The 14,194-nt window shown below is 48.2% G+C and carries 13 protein-coding genes; 2 read left to right on the top strand and 11 right to left on the bottom strand.

Translation table 11 applies throughout. The features are described 5' to 3' along the window. Positions 1-89: 89 nt before the first annotated feature. Together WBG78_RS23750 and WBG78_RS23755 are read right to left on the bottom strand one after the other, a co-directional pair. Positions 90-2,714: an ABC transporter permease gene (locus tag WBG78_RS23750; RefSeq protein ID WP_337329001.1), complete on the bottom strand. Its 2,625-nt coding sequence runs from the start codon at positions 2,712-2,714 to the stop codon at positions 90-92. An 18-nt stretch (positions 2,715-2,732) separates the two neighbouring features. Further along, a complete protein-coding gene (locus tag WBG78_RS23755) occupies positions 2,733-3,056 on the bottom strand; it encodes a PadR family transcriptional regulator (protein WP_337329002.1) in 324 nt (107 codons plus the stop codon). 271 nt (positions 3,057-3,327) lie between these two features. Here WBG78_RS23755 and WBG78_RS23760 point away from each other — a divergent pair, with 271 nt between their 5' ends. Together WBG78_RS23760 and WBG78_RS23765 are read left to right on the top strand one after the other, a co-directional pair. After that, positions 3,328-4,482: an HlyD family secretion protein gene (locus WBG78_RS23760; protein ID WP_337329003.1), complete on the top strand. Its 1,155-nt coding sequence runs from the start codon at positions 3,328-3,330 to the stop codon at positions 4,480-4,482. A gap of 11 nt (positions 4,483-4,493) precedes the next feature. Further along, positions 4,494-6,716: a peptidase domain-containing ABC transporter gene (locus WBG78_RS23765; protein ID WP_337329004.1), complete on the top strand. Its 2,223-nt coding sequence runs from the start codon at positions 4,494-4,496 to the stop codon at positions 6,714-6,716. Here the strand turns inward: WBG78_RS23765 and WBG78_RS23770 are convergent. From WBG78_RS23770 to WBG78_RS23810, 9 genes are all read right to left on the bottom strand, one after another. Further along, positions 6,669-7,307 carry a hypothetical protein gene (locus tag WBG78_RS23770; RefSeq protein WP_337329005.1) on the bottom strand — a complete coding sequence of 213 codons (639 nt, stop codon included), beginning with the start codon at positions 7,305-7,307 and terminating at the stop codon, positions 6,669-6,671. The genes WBG78_RS23765 and WBG78_RS23770 overlap by 48 nt on opposite strands. After that, positions 7,304-7,636: a DUF6787 family protein gene (locus WBG78_RS23775; RefSeq protein WP_337329006.1), complete on the bottom strand. Its 333-nt coding sequence runs from the start codon at positions 7,634-7,636 to the stop codon at positions 7,304-7,306. The genes WBG78_RS23770 and WBG78_RS23775 overlap by 4 nt, the downstream gene beginning before the upstream one ends. A gap of 95 nt (positions 7,637-7,731) precedes the next feature. Next, positions 7,732-8,430: an RluA family pseudouridine synthase gene (locus tag WBG78_RS23780; RefSeq protein ID WP_337329007.1), complete on the bottom strand. Its 699-nt coding sequence runs from the start codon at positions 8,428-8,430 to the stop codon at positions 7,732-7,734. A 118-nt stretch (positions 8,431-8,548) separates the two neighbouring features. Then, positions 8,549-8,794, bottom strand: a complete 246-nt coding sequence (atpC, locus tag WBG78_RS23785) for an ATP synthase F1 subunit epsilon (RefSeq protein ID WP_337329008.1) — start codon at positions 8,792-8,794, stop codon at positions 8,549-8,551. Between the two features lie 43 nt (positions 8,795-8,837). Then, a complete protein-coding gene (gene atpD / locus WBG78_RS23790; RefSeq protein WP_337329009.1) occupies positions 8,838-10,343 on the bottom strand; it encodes a F0F1 ATP synthase subunit beta in 1,506 nt (501 codons plus the stop codon). Between the two features lie 239 nt (positions 10,344-10,582). Beyond that, positions 10,583-11,803 (bottom strand): sensor histidine kinase, encoded by a 1,221-nt coding sequence (locus WBG78_RS23795; RefSeq protein WP_337329010.1) that lies wholly within the window; start codon positions 11,801-11,803, stop codon positions 10,583-10,585. Between the two features lie 147 nt (positions 11,804-11,950). Further along, positions 11,951-12,424: an ABC transporter permease gene (locus WBG78_RS23800; RefSeq protein WP_337329011.1), complete on the bottom strand. Its 474-nt coding sequence runs from the start codon at positions 12,422-12,424 to the stop codon at positions 11,951-11,953. Next, positions 12,384-13,247: an ABC transporter permease gene (locus WBG78_RS23805; protein WP_337329012.1), complete on the bottom strand. Its 864-nt coding sequence runs from the start codon at positions 13,245-13,247 to the stop codon at positions 12,384-12,386. The genes WBG78_RS23800 and WBG78_RS23805 overlap by 41 nt, the downstream gene beginning before the upstream one ends. Continuing rightward, positions 13,240-14,154 (bottom strand): ABC transporter ATP-binding protein, encoded by a 915-nt coding sequence (locus tag WBG78_RS23810; protein WP_337329013.1) that lies wholly within the window; start codon positions 14,152-14,154, stop codon positions 13,240-13,242. Before WBG78_RS23810 ends, WBG78_RS23805 begins: the two co-directional genes overlap by 8 nt. Between the last annotated feature and the right edge of the window lie 40 nt (positions 14,155-14,194).

The raw sequence follows: 14,194 nt of genomic DNA on the forward strand, positions 1-14,194 counted from the left end.
GATAAGGTAAATTTGGTCATCATCTAATTTTATGCAAGGCACTTCCGAAGCAAGTCAATTTCAGGAGCAGGAATCTCAAGAGAGGCGCCTCATTCATACTTCAGCGACGTTGCCGGGTTAATCCTTGCCGCCCTTACTGTATGTAGCCCTACGGTTAGCCACGTGAACACAAGCGTGCATGCAGATGAAATAATGAAATACCAATAGTTCAGCGGAATACGATAGGCGAATTTACCCAACCATTCCTGTGCCATGTAGTAGCTTAATGGAACCGCGATAGCTATGGCAATAACAGCCATCCAGGTAAACTCAGACGTAAGCAGCTTAATGATACGCCATTCTCCTGAGCCGAGTGTTTTCCGGATGCCGATTTCTTTCACGCGACGATTCGTTGCAAACGCTGCAAGGCCGAACAGACCGAGGCATGATACAACGATCGCGATACCCGCAAAGTAGCGGGACAGTTTTCCCACCTGAAGTTCAGACGCATATAATTTGTTGAAGTCTTCGTCGATAAAGTGATACTCAAATGGCAGCCCTTCGTTGAACTGATTGTAATACTTTCCTATGGAGGCAAGAGCTTCCTGTTCGCGTCCGTTCTGAAGTTTGACGAAGACAGTCATTGCACGCTGATCAGTATAACGAATGAAAAACGGACCGACAGTCTTATACATGGATTCAAAATGAAAGTTGTCTACTACGCCAATGATCTGTTTGTCGCTGCCCCACATTTTGACCGTTTGCCCGACTGGATCTTTTAATTGCATGGCATCGATCGCCGCCTGGTTGAAAATCACTTTGTCCTTTTCGTTGCTGTTGGCGGAGTTGAAGAACCTGCCTGTCAGCATTTGAATATTCATTGTAGATGCAAACGCGTCGTCTGCATCGATGCCTGAAAATTCAATCCCTTCATCGGGCTTTTTACCCGGCCAGTCGATGCCACCGCCGCCGCTGTGAAGACCAACGAGATCGCCCATAGTAGCTGATGCATTCACTACACCTGGAAGCTTCTTAAGAGAAGTCATGAATGCAGGAAGTCCGGTGATCATCTTTCCATCAACGGGAAGGCTAATCACATTATTCTTGTTAAAGCCCAGGTTGCGTGATTGTATGAAGTCGATCTGATTGTAGATGACGAGGACCGCGACCATCAATACCACCGAGACCGCCAGTTGAAAAGCAACAAGACCCTTTCGCAGAAAAGCCTGCGTGAATTTGCCCGAATAATTTTTCAGCACACCCTTCAATACGGATGTGGGATTGAAACGCGACAGGTAAAATGCCGGATAGCTGCCGGCCATAAGACCTGAAAACAACGTGACCCCTACCAATACTTGAAGAAAGTCCTTATCGGGAGTGAACGTTAATTGTTTTCCCGTGATCAGATTGAACTGAGGTAGAAGTAATGCGACCAGCAAAAGGGAAACGCCAAGAGCAAGAATTGCCATCAGCATGGATTCTGTTATGTACTGACCGATCAACTGGACCCTGGAAGCGCCGACGACTTTCTTAACGCCCACTTCTTTAACGCGTCGTGTAGCCTGGGCGGTGGACAGGTTCATGAAATTGATACAGGCCACCAGGAGAACCACGACGGCAATCACTGACAGTACCTGGATGTAATCAATTCTGCCTCCGTTGGGTACGCCGTTTACGTAGTTGCTGTTCAGGTATTTGTCGGCATAGTTCTGAACATACATCATGCCTTCGTATTGGTTGATTTCTCCGTGTGCCTGGATGTATTTCTTATTTGAGAAGTCTTTGATTTTCGCATTGAAGTCGGCTATGTTCGTTTCGTTACGCAGAATCACATAGGTTGACGGACTGTTGCTGTACCACTTGTCCATCCCATACTTGTCTCTGAAGGTGTCGTAGTAGAGGTCAAACGGGAGCAGGACATCGAACTGAAGTGACAGATTGTGAGCTGGGCTTTCGAACACGCCAGCTACAGTGTATGAGGCATCGAGCCCTTCGCCGGCCCACTCCAGGGACTTGCCAATAGCCGCCTCGTTGGAACCAAAGAATGTTTGAGCAAGCTGGGATGAGATGTACATGCCATATTTGCCGGAAAGTGGCACGGACTTGTCCTGCGCGCGCAAAGGGAAAGAGAATACATTAAAGAAACTCTTTCCGGCAAATGCCACTTTTGTTTTGACGCGCTTGTTATTGAGGGAGACGACACCAAACCTTCCTTTGATGACGTTGGTAGCGAATTCCACTTCGGGAATTTCCTCTTTCATCGCATCGGCTAATAGTGACGGCGTTGTTTCGTGCGTATGAACCGAACCATCGGAACCGAGCGACGTCTTGATCACCTGATAGAGCCGGGCAGTATTATTAAAAGAGCGATCGGCCTGATATTCATCGTTCACCCAAAGGTAGATGAGCAAAGTGCAGGCGAGACCGGTGGATAGTCCGACCAGATTGATGAGGAACGATGTCTTGTGTCGTACGAAGTTCCGGTATGATAGTGTGACGTTGTGCCTTAACATAAGAAGAGGATTATGTGTTTTGAAAAGAGATGATTTGATGAATTCGGGCCTCAGGTAGCGGAGTATGAGGAGGAAAAATCTTACACGCGCAGTTTTGGGATGGTCGGAATGTATTTTTATAAAGACTTCGTCCAGATCGCCTTCGAATTCTTCTATGAATTCATCGTGGCAAAACCAGCGAAGGAATCTGACAGCGAACTTTGGGGGGTGAACGGGTTGCATGATGCTGATAAGTTTAGGCTAGCTGAAGGAAACTTTCGTGATCTCGTTATAGAGGCTAATGCGGAGAGCATAGGTTTCATCGAGCATTCGCTTTCCCAATGCGGTAACGACGTAGAATTTTTTCCGGCGGCCACCACGCTCGGCGGAGATGCCTCCAAACTTCGATTTCACGAATCCTTTCTCTTCGAGCCTCTTTAATGCTACGTGCACGGCGCTGATATTCATTTTCTTTTGCAGTCTCAGCTCGAGGTTCTCCAGAATGGAGACGCCATACGCTTCGCCATGCAAAGCGGCAACCATTAGCAATACCAGTTCTTCGAATTCTCCGAGAGTTCGTTGCATGATTTTGAATTACTTAACAAAAGTGAATGTAATCAACAAGTTTCCCATAAGAGCCAATATCTTTCACATTGGTTACAGAAATAATGACAATTTTTTTAAGGAGCTTCGACCGGTCAGGTTAGAATGGCAAAAATCCGTCAGGAATTCCCGGTAGCTATTTTTTGGAGCGGGCCGGCATCAACCTTTATCTTCGATTCATCAGCTGATAATTGCCCGGCAGCCAATACCGGGGCGTTGTGTTTTATTGTTATACCATAAACTGTTGATTGCTATGGATCCACGTGATGCAACACGCATCTCGCTGGCTGTCTATCTTGATCGTCATACCACTCGATACCCCATATATTTAATGCTGGCGGTAGTCACGATTGTTGTGATATCAGTTCTGCCCTTTCTCAAGGTTGAAGTGAGTGTGGGTAGTCCGGGGATAATGCGGCCTGTTACTTCGGTCACGCCCATAAAGGCGTTTTCGTCGGGAATAGTCACGGAAGTTCGCGCCAGGGAAAATCTGCGGGTAGGGAAGGGGGACGCATTGATCTCGGTGCATTCTGCTGAGCTAAGCGATCGTCAGCAAAAGGCGACTGCCCGATGGACTGAAGTAACGGATCTGTTAAAAGATGTCGACGAATTAGCGACGCGTATTCATGGGGATAACAGATTGATGTGGTTTAAGTGGAAACCTGTTACCGCTTTGTATCAACAACTGCTTGGAGAATTTGGTCAGCGCTATCGGGATGCGGTGCTTCAGGCCGAGCAGTCCAGGCGGGAACATCGGCGAAGCCGGACGCTATTTGAAAGTGGAGTAATAGCCGCGAGTGAAATGGAGCAGGCGGATGAAGCCCTTCGAAAGAACGAGGAGGCGGTTTCCAGGCTTGTGAACACACACATGACTGAGTGGCAACAGACCAAACTGAAATATGAGAATGAACTTACTGAGCTGAAGACTATAATAGAAGAGGCAAAGCATGCTGTTGAACAAAATCAGATTGTTGCTCCTGTGAGTGGAACGATTCATCAGCTTATTGGCCTCTATCCCGGGAGTAACATTTTCTCCGGGCAGGAAATTGGCTATATATCTCCGGATACCACGTTGATTGCCGAGGTGCATGTTGCACCGGACGATATTGGTAACATTCGAAAGGGACTGACAGTGCGCCTGCAGATCGCAACGTATAACTATAATGAATGGGGATTTCTCACCGGAGTGGTGACTGATGTATCCGATGATGTGGTTGCCATTAAGGACGACATCCATTACATCGTTACCTGCAGGCTCTCACGCGAATACCTTCAGCTGCGCAATGGGAATAAGGGTCCGGTAAAAAAGGGTATGACGCTTCACGCGCGATTTGTTATCGGCAGGCGAAGCATATGGCAGTTGTTGTATAATAAGACGGACGACTGGCTGAATCCAGTAAGCCGGTAAAAGGGAACACGATGTCGATCAAAGTAAAACAACACGATGTCAGCGATTGTGGCGCTGCATGTATTCTGTCCGTTGCTTCACATTATCGTTTAATGTTGTCTATTGCCCGCATCAGACAAATGGCCGGTACGAGTGGAAAGGGCACCACGATTGCCGGGCTTGTTGAGGCGCTCACGGCATTGGGTTTTGATGCGAAGGGTGTTCGCGGAGATATTTCGGCGCTTATGAATGTGCCGAAGCCAGCGATAGCTCATGTGATGCCACGCGCAGGGTTTCATCATTACGTGGTGATTTACGGGGCGGAATCGAACCATGTTGAGTTGATGGATCCTGCAGATGGAAGAATCCATCATTATTCGAATGATGAATTTCTGGAGCAATGGACAGGTGTAATGGTTCTTATGCTTCCGAACGACAAGTTCACACCGGGTAACCGCAAGACACCGGCGTGGCGTCGTCTCTGGAATTTGATGAAGTCACACAAGTCTGTGATGTTGCAGGCACTTATTGGATCGCTGGTCTTTACCCTCATTGGATTGTCGACATCCATATACGTGGAGAAGATTGTAGATCATGTGCTTCCGGATGGAAACAGGAATTTGCTGAACATGATGGGTGTCATCATGATCATATTGTTACTCGTTCAGACCTTTCTTGGCAATTCGAAGGCCAGGATGGTTTTGCAAACGGGGCAACATATAGATGCGCAACTGATTTTGGGGTACTATTCCCATTTGATCCGGTTGCCACAGGCGTTCTTTGACAGAATGAGAATAGGTGAAATCACCTCGCGGATCAATGATGCGATGAAGATCCGGTTGTTCATTAACGATGCTGTTGTTAATGTAGCGGTTAACGTATTTATCGTAGTGTCTGCGTTTGTTCTGATGTTTACGCATCACTGGAAACTCGCGATCGTTATGATGTCGGCGCTGCCAGCATATGCCTTGCTTTATGTTGTGTCTAATCGCCTGCATAGAAGGGTGGAAAGAGAACTCATGGAGCGCAGCGCCGATCTCGAGTCACAGATAGTGGAATCACTCAGTGCGGTGTCCACCATAAAGAACTTCTGCATGCTGAACTATGAAGACCGAAAAACGGAATCGCGGTTTGTTCCAGTTCTTCAGTCGGCTTATGCTTCAGGAAGGAACAGCATTATTGTTGGTCAGGCGGGGGAATTTATATCGAAGATGTTCACGATCGTATTGTTGTGGACAGGCGCGGGATTTGTTCTCAATCACGAAATGACGGCCGGAGAGTTGCTCTCCTTCTACGCGTTGTTGGAATATTTCAGTGGTCCGGTTGTAGGACTCATCGGAATGAACAAGACGTTTCAAAACGCAATCATTGCCTCCGACCGGCTGCTGGATGTTATGGATCTTGAACCGGAAGAGCAGGCTAGTCGTGCGATATTAACTTCGGATCAACTGGGAGATATTGTATTTCGCGATGTCGGGTTTCGCTATGATGCAAGTCTTCCAGTCTTTCAACACCTGAATCTGTTGATCAAACAGCGTGAGGTAACAGCCATCGTAGGGGAGAGTGGTAGTGGGAAGTCGACGATAATTTCGATTATCCAAAGATTATACCCTGTGCAGGCGGGTTCTGTGAAGATTGGTTTTTATGATCTGAGGTATCTCGATCTTCAATCGCTGCGCACGGTTGTATCAGTTGTGCCTCAGCAGATAGATCTGTTTGCCGGCACTATCGTAGAGAACATTGCTGCAGGCGTGCCTGAACCTGATTTGGCGCGGGTGATCGACATATGCACCATGCTCAATATTCTGGAATTCATTGAGAAACTTCCTCAGGGATTGTTCACGATGATCGGGGAGCACGGTTCGACGCTAAGCGGTGGTCAAAGGCAACGAATTGCCATTGCCCGGGCACTCTATCGTGAGCCAGAGATACTGGCACTGGATGAGGCTACGTCTGCCCTGGACGCGGGAGCGGAGCAGTATGTTCATCGGATGATCGATCTGATGCGCGAGCGACGTAAGACGGTAATCATCATTGCGCATCGGCTGAGTACGGTTATGCGGGCAGATAAAATAATCGTGCTGTCAGGAGGGCGTGTCGTTGAAGAAGGGACACATGAATCGCTAATGGCAAGTGCGGGACATTATCGCAAACTATGGATACAACAATTTCCATTGCCGGAAAATCATCAGCATGAGTTTGAAGTGCTACCTCTTCCGGAGCCAGTCGATAAAGAAGTAAACGCCAACGCCTAAGCAGATCACTCCAGCGATCCAGAACCACGCGCCCAGGCCGCCAAGTATACTAAGCGTGATACCCACGGCGGCAAATGAAATGGCTACGATCAATTCGTTATCAAGCTTTTGTGTAGCCTCGTCGTGAAGTGGAGCATTTGACTTCAGGTTTGTCTTATTGCGCAAGTCCTTACGGAGTTGTTTGAGCGCGCTGATGAGTTCCTTTCGGTTTTCTCTCAATGTATGTTTAGAGACACGTTCATTTGAGAGGTGTTTACTGTACTGCTCGTCACTATTGATTACAACTTCATGACTATCCTGCGTTTGTCTGATCGCAAAGTGCTCATTAGTGTCGACGGTTAACTTGTCAAGATCAACGACTTTCTGGTCGGCTACAACTTTCTGCCCGGCGTCGATTTTAGGTTCGGCGCCATTAGCATTCGCAGCAAGGTCGGCTGTTCTGATGTCTAATGGTGATGGTGTGGATTCTGATGGTCCTGAAACTTTTGAGTTCGCGCCCGGAGTTACGGTATAGTGATCAAAGTAGTAGTAATGCTTTGGTGCTGCGCAGCCCGTGATGAGCAGCACAATGAATGCTGTGATTCTTTTCATTTCGATTCCTGGTTCCCCTCTCGTTTTCTTCCTTTAAACATCCTGCCGAACATCCGCTTCTCGAACTCCCAAAAGAACGTGAACTGACCAAAGATAAAGCCATAAGCCAGCAGAATGACATTGTACAGCGGCAGTATGAAAATGTAGTAAAGTATAGTGGCAAGCGTGGAGTCGCCTTTTGGTCCAGCGAGAAAATTCAGGATAGGCTTCTTTAAGAACAGCACTGTGAATCCAGTGCACGCGAAGACGATGAGCACAACAACAACCTGGAAAGCGCTTCCGAGTTTCCACCGCTGCTTAAGTCGTTGTATCCAGGTAGTTTGCTCCATCAATATCTGGTCAAGATACAAAGCTAAACCAAAACCATTGCGGCTTACCAAAACATTTGAATGGTCAGGACATGGATCGGAGGCAGCTGAACAAGCTAACCTTCAAAGGTCCTGAAGAGCTGCCATAGTCCGGAGTTCGGTACTGAAGCCTGAAAGGTCATGAGCTCCTTCTTAACAGGGTGCACGAATGAAAGTCGTCTTGCGTGAAGATATATGCTGCCATCAGGGTTTGCCTGTCGGTCACCGTATTTCACATCACCGGAGATAACACATCCCATGGTGGCAAGTTGTACTCTGATTTGATGAGGTCGGCCGGTAATTGGATTGACTTCGAGAAGCCACCGGTCTTCGACATTAGCAAGCACGCGAAAGTTAAGTTCGGAACGCAATGCGCCAGGTGTTTCCTGTTTGTAAGCCGTCGTCTTGTTCTTCTTCTCGTCCTTCAGAAGCCAATGCACAAGAGTGCCTTCCGACAACACGGGGCGTTCTTTCACAATCGCCCAGTAAATCTTTTTCGTTTCCTTCTCGCGAAAGAGAGCGTTCATGCGCTCCAGGGCCTTCGTTGTACGCGCGAGAACAACCACTCCGCTAACCGGACGATCAAGTCTGTGCACTACCCCGAGAAATACTTCGCCAGGCTTTTCGTATTTCTTCTTGATGTATTCTTTAGCAAGTTCGGACAACGGAGCATCACCTGTTGCGTCGCCCTGTACGAGTACGCCCGCGTCTTTGTTAACAATCAACAGGTGATTGTCTTCGTATATGACTGAGAATCCGTTGGATGCTTTTGACATAATTTGAGATTGAGTCGGCCGATACTTAATGTCGACATCAGATCAAAGAAAAAAATTGAGGCTGTCTTTGGGACAGCCTCGTAAGTCATTATTTCGAATCCGGGGACCGTTAATCTAATCAGCTCGCCAAACCAGTAGCGAGAACGATAACCCTGTTCTTTAATACTTCAACAACGCCGCCGGAGATTTTCACGTTTTGTAATCCTTCTTTTCCTCTGTATTCCACTGCTCCTTCTTTGAGCAGACTGATCATAGGAGCATGATGATCCAAAACCTGAAAGGAACCTTCCGAGCCGGGGAAAGTAGCGACAGACACTTCGCCGTCGAATACTTTCTTTTCAGGTGTTAATATTTCCAGGTGCATGCTAGTCCGTTATGAGGCGCTATACTTATCCCTTTTCAGTCGATTACTTTCTTGCTTCAGCAAGCATCTTCTCGCCCTTCTCAGCGGCTTGTTCGATGCTTCCTACAAGGTTGAAGGACATTTCAGGGAGGTGATCGTATTCACCGTCCATGATCGCGTTGAATCCTTTGATTGTGTCTTTGATGTCAACGAGAACGCCCTTAAGACCTGTGAAGGCTTCAGCAACGTGGAAAGGTTGTGAAAGGAAGCGCTGTACGCGACGAGCGCGGTGTACCACCTGCTTATCTTCGTCAGAAAGTTCATCCATACCGAGGATGGCGATGATATCCTGCAATTCCTTGTAACGTTGAAGAATGCTCTTCACACGCTGAGCAGTGTTATAGTGTTCGTCACCCACAATCTCAGGACGGAGGATACGTGAAGTTGAATCCAATGGATCCACCGCAGGATAGATACCTAATTCAGAGATCTTACGAGACAATACGGTTGTTGCATCCAAGTGAGCGAAAGTCGTCGCAGGAGCAGGGTCGGTCAAGTCATCGGCAGGTACGTATACCGCCTGAACGGAAGTAATTGAACCATTCTTTGTAGACGTGATACGCTCTTGCATCGCACCCATTTCAGTTGCGAGTGTAGGCTGGTAACCTACGGCAGAAGGCATACGACCAAGGAGGGCCGATACTTCAGAACCTGCCTGTGTGAAACGGAAGATGTTGTCGACGAAGAAGAGGATGTCGCGGCCTTTTCCAGAACCGTCGCCATCGCGGAAGTATTCAGCGATCGTCAGACCTGAAAGGGCCACGCGGGCACGTGCTCCGGGAGGCTCGTTCATCTGTCCGAAAACGAAGGTTGCTTTTGAATCTTTAAGTTTATTTTCGTCCACTTTTGACAAATCCCATCCACCTGCGTGGAGTGACTTGAGGAACTCGTCTCCATAGTTTACGATACCGGCTTCAATCATTTCGCGGAGGAGGTCATTACCTTCACGGGTACGCTCACCAACGCCGGCGAATACTGACAAGCCAGAATATGCTTTTGCAATGTTGTTGATCAATTCCTGGATCAAAACCGTCTTACCCACACCGGCACCACCAAACAGACCGATCTTACCACCCTTTGCATAAGGTTCGATGAGGTCGATAACTTTGATACCAGTGAACAATACTTCTGTTGCTGTCGAAAGATCTTCGAAAGCAGGTGCATGACGGTGGATTGGGAGGCTTTGAGTGCCTTTAGGTTGTTTCACGCCGTCGATAGCGTCACCCACAACGTTAAAAAGGCGGCCTTTGATATCCTCACCGACAGGCATCTTAATAGGAGCGCCGGTATCGATTACCTGCATACCTCTTACAAGGCCCTCAGTTCCTTCCATTGAAATGGTACGAACGCGGTCCTCGCCAAGGTGCTGCTGGCACTCGAGAACGACTTTTGTGCCGTCGTTTTTGGTCACTATTAAAGAGTCGAGAATGTTGGGCAGCCTTGCATCGTTTTCAAAGGCCACATCCACTACGGGTCCGATTACCTGAGTGATCTTACCAATATTTGCCATTTATCTGTCTGGTTTGAGAATTAAAGGTCTGAAAATCGACCGCAAAAGTAGCCGAATAACGACGAAGAACAAAGGCGGGAAAGGGAATTATATATAGTATTTAATGATGATGAAAAGGGTCGTTTTTTGGTTGATTTCGAGGGTTTTGAAGACGCGCAATGAAAGGCGCATGTTTAACGTCCAGCACAGCTGTAGCTACTAATTCATTACAGTTATCCGGAATGTGTGTTGTGCGTCTGTCAGGCAGCATTCAGGACAATCCTGAAGGTAGTGCCGAGGTTTTCCTCAGACGATTTTACGAAGATCTTACCGTTGTGGTAGGTTTCAATAATGCGTTTTGCGAGTGTGAGGCCCAGTCCCCAACCCCTTTTTTTCGTCGTATAGCCCGGTCTGAAGACGTGGTCGATTTTGGAACGGGGAATTCCTTTTCCCGTGTCGGAGATGTCGATGAAGATCTTACCCTCGTTACCACGCAATATCTTGATAGCAATGGTGCCGGTGTTCCCCATGGCGTCCACGGCGTTTTTCGAAAGGTTTTCTATTACCCATTCAAACAGAGGCGCGTGCACATTGGCGGATATGTTTTCAGAAAGTGTAAACACCTCCATTCGCACCTTAGAGGAAACCCTGGGTCGCAGGTAGTTTACAACGTTGTTGATTAGGGAAACGACGTTTTCTTTCTTCAGGGCCGGGACGGAACCGATGCTGGAAAAGCGCTCTGTAACAATGCGCAGCTTCTGGATGTCCTTTTCCAGCTCCTCCACCATCCCTTTCTCCTTCATGTCGGGGTCGTCGCGAATCACTTCCATCCATCCGATGAGGGACGACAACGGTGTGCCTAGTTGGTGGGCCGTTTCTTTTGCGAGGCCCACCCAAACCCGGTTTTGTTCTGCAGCCCTGGAGTAGTTGAAGGCGAGGTAGGCGATGAAGCCGAATATGGCGATGACAGAGAGTTGTATATATGGATAGGCAATCAGCTGACGAAGCAGCAGCGAATTCTTGTAGTAGACGAACTGCGTGCCGAAAACCTCGCCTGTATGCGGATCCCGAAGCGTGACTTTGATAGGATCGTACGTTTCCTGCATCAGCTTGAGCTCTGCTTTGAGGTGCTCTTCGCTTCGTTGGTCCGTCCAGGTTGTGTCCATGATTACGTTTCTGGAAGCGAGTACGCGTCCGCTGTCACCCACGAGAATAATCGGGATGGAAATGTTTTCGAAGAGGATCTCCTGTGCGATGAAGTTAACGTCTCCGAAGGTATCGTCGCCGTTGGCAGTGTACTCGATGGCGCGTGCATACAACTGCACCTGCTGACGCTCTCTTTGCTTGAGTTGAGCGACGAGTATATCGGTATAATAGATGGATCCGATACTGATCAAAACAGAAAGCGCCAGCACGACCCACTTGAGGTTGGAATTATTCCGATAAAAGTCTGCGGAGGGAATGATGGCCTTCTTGCTCATGGAGCAGAAAGATAGAGAAATTAAGAATTAAGAATTAAGAGTTAAGAATTAGCCGCCGCCCTAATGGGCAGGCGTGACCACGACCTTTGGTCGTGAAACCGGCGGCGACCAGCCGGTGGCTAATTCTTAACTCTTAATTCTTAATTCTTAATTCCTCTGGAGGAACCACTTGGCCATCACCTTGTAGTTGATCTTCGTGCCGTGCATGAGGATGCCGACGCGGTAGATCCGGCCTGCGACCCAGGCGGTGAAGATGAAGCCGGCGACCAGCAACACCATCGACAGAGCCATTTGCCAAAGAGGTGGATTGAAGGCAATGCGTCCCATCATGGCAATAGGGGATGTGAAAGGAATTAAGGAAAGCCAAACACTTGCGGGTCCGTTGGGATTATCCAATACGAAGGTGAAGAGTCCGAAGTAGGAGATCAGCAACGGTATGGTTATGGGAAACATGAATTGTTGTGCTTCCGCGGGGCTGTCAACTGCAGAACCCACGGCCGCGAACAATGCACCATAGAGCAGATAACCTCCGAGGAAGTAGAAGAGGAAACTAAAGATCACGTAGCCAAAAGGTATCTGACTAAACATCTTGAGCGCCTGCACAGCGGCTGGATTTTGCATTGCCGCCCTGGTCGCCGTATTGTGCGGCAAGTTCAGGTGACTGCATCTGCAGGCCGAATGCGCCCAGCACTACCGTTGAAACCGTTGTAATGAGGACTATCCAGATAATGAATTGCAATAGCCCTACCGATGCAAGGCCAATAATCTTACCCAGCATCAGTTGCAAGGGCTTCACTGATGAAACGATCACCTCGACCACTTTGCTGGTTTTTTCTTCAATCACTCCCTGCATGATCTGCGCACCGTAAATGAAGATAAACATGTACATAAGAATACCACTGGCCATACCTACACCTGACAACAGGCGGGAATCGGATTCCTTTTCCTGTCCTCCTGCAAGACTGAGGCGTTGAATGTTCACGTCCGTTTTGAGGCTATCCAGTAGCTGCTGCCTGACATGAAACTTTTTCAGCTTTTGGTCCCGCAGTTGATTTGCAAGCAACTGTTCGAGGTCTCCCACCGCACTGGGTGAAGGGTCTACATTTGTGTACAGGGCAATACCCTTTGGGTTGGAGAGGTCGAACTGGGGAATATATAGGAGACCGAAACTTTCGACGGCGGTGATGGCGCGCTTGGCATCATCGAGAGAACCGTTGAATTGCTTGAAGTGGAACTTGGCAGTATCGGGAGCAAAGTATCCGCTCTCGTCGATATAGTATACAGTTTCCTTTGTTGCGTTCTTCTTCTGTTCGATGGCTACCCAAACGAGCACGGCCATGATTGCGGGAAAGATAAGAGGCAACAGGATTGTTGCAATGAGGAACGACTTCTTCTGAACACGGTTCAGGAATTCGCGCTGTATGATCAACCAAATCTTATTCATCGCTTCCTCCTTTCACCAGTCCAATGAAGATCTCACTCATAGTTGGAATTTTTTCTGCGAAGCTGTGCACTTCGGTGTTGTTGGTTAGTTCACGTATTAACACGTTCGGCGAGGTGCCGTCTGTTTTGACAACGGAACGATAAAAATCATCCTCCAGAGACTTTTGTTCCAGGACGTCAAATTGTCCGGCGACGCTGTTAAGCCTGCCTCTATGCTCAACCCAGAAGCTATTGGTCCGATAGTTTTGTTTCACCTGTTTCTTGGAGCCTTCGAGCACCTTTTTCGACTTGTTGATCAATGCGATGTGATCGCATAAGTCTTCAACGGTCTCCATACGGTGCGTTGAGAATATGATGGTGCAACCGCGTTCTTTCAGTTCGAGGATTTCATTGGTAATCAGCTGCGCATTGACAGGGTCGAATCCGGAAAACGGCTCATCCAGGATGATGAGTCGTGGTTCGTGCATTACCGTGCTGATGAACTGTACTTTCTGGGCCATACCTTTGCTGAGGTCTTCGACTTTCTTGTTCCACCAGTCTGTGACCTCAAACTTCTTTACCCAGGCGCGACTTTTATCTACGGCCTGCTTGCGGCTAAGACCTTTTAATTGGGCCAGGTATACAAGTTGTTCTCCGACCTTTAGTTTTTTGTACAGTCCACGTTCTTCAGGAAGATATCCGATGGTGCCGATGTGTTTTGATTGAAGGCGTTCGCCGAACAGTGTAATCTCGCCGCTGTCGGCGTTGATGATCTGGTTGATGATCCGGATAAGGGTAGTTTTTCCGGCTCCGTTCGGTCCCAGGAGCCCGAATATGGTTTTGGCCGGGATGTTAATACTGACATCGTCCAGCGCCAGGTGATTGGTGTAGCGCTTGGTGACGTTACTCGCGGTTAGTGCTGCGTCCACAGGCAAGGTTGTTTGGCTAATTAGTGTCGGAAGATAGGGA

The sequence above is a fragment of the Chryseolinea sp. T2 genome (genome assembly GCF_037203685.1).
In the GTDB taxonomy this organism is placed as follows: Bacteria; Bacteroidota; Bacteroidia; order Cytophagales; family Cyclobacteriaceae; genus Chryseolinea.

Coding starts and splice junctions, on each gene's coding strand:
- WBG78_RS23750 (WP_337329001.1), bottom strand. CDS start 2,714: ATGCAACCCGTTCACCCCCCAAAGTTCGCTGTCAGATTCCTTCGCTGG.
- WBG78_RS23755 (WP_337329002.1), bottom strand. CDS start 3,056: ATGCAACGAACTCTCGGAGAATTCGAAGAACTGGTATTGCTAATGGTT.
- WBG78_RS23760 (WP_337329003.1), top strand. CDS start 3,328: ATGGATCCACGTGATGCAACACGCATCTCGCTGGCTGTCTATCTTGAT.
- WBG78_RS23765 (WP_337329004.1), top strand. CDS start 4,494: ATGTCGATCAAAGTAAAACAACACGATGTCAGCGATTGTGGCGCTGCA.
- WBG78_RS23770 (WP_337329005.1), bottom strand. CDS start 7,307: ATGAAAAGAATCACAGCATTCATTGTGCTGCTCATCACGGGCTGCGCA.
- WBG78_RS23775 (WP_337329006.1), bottom strand. CDS start 7,636: ATGGAGCAAACTACCTGGATACAACGACTTAAGCAGCGGTGGAAACTC.
- WBG78_RS23780 (WP_337329007.1), bottom strand. CDS start 8,430: ATGTCAAAAGCATCCAACGGATTCTCAGTCATATACGAAGACAATCAC.
- atpC (WP_337329008.1), bottom strand. CDS start 8,794: ATGCACCTGGAAATATTAACACCTGAAAAGAAAGTATTCGACGGCGAA.
- atpD (WP_337329009.1), bottom strand. CDS start 10,343: ATGGCAAATATTGGTAAGATCACTCAGGTAATCGGACCCGTAGTGGAT.
- WBG78_RS23795 (WP_337329010.1), bottom strand. CDS start 11,803: ATGAGCAAGAAGGCCATCATTCCCTCCGCAGACTTTTATCGGAATAAT.
- WBG78_RS23800 (WP_337329011.1), bottom strand. CDS start 12,424: ATGCAAAATCCAGCCGCTGTGCAGGCGCTCAAGATGTTTAGTCAGATA.
- WBG78_RS23805 (WP_337329012.1), bottom strand. CDS start 13,247: ATGAATAAGATTTGGTTGATCATACAGCGCGAATTCCTGAACCGTGTT.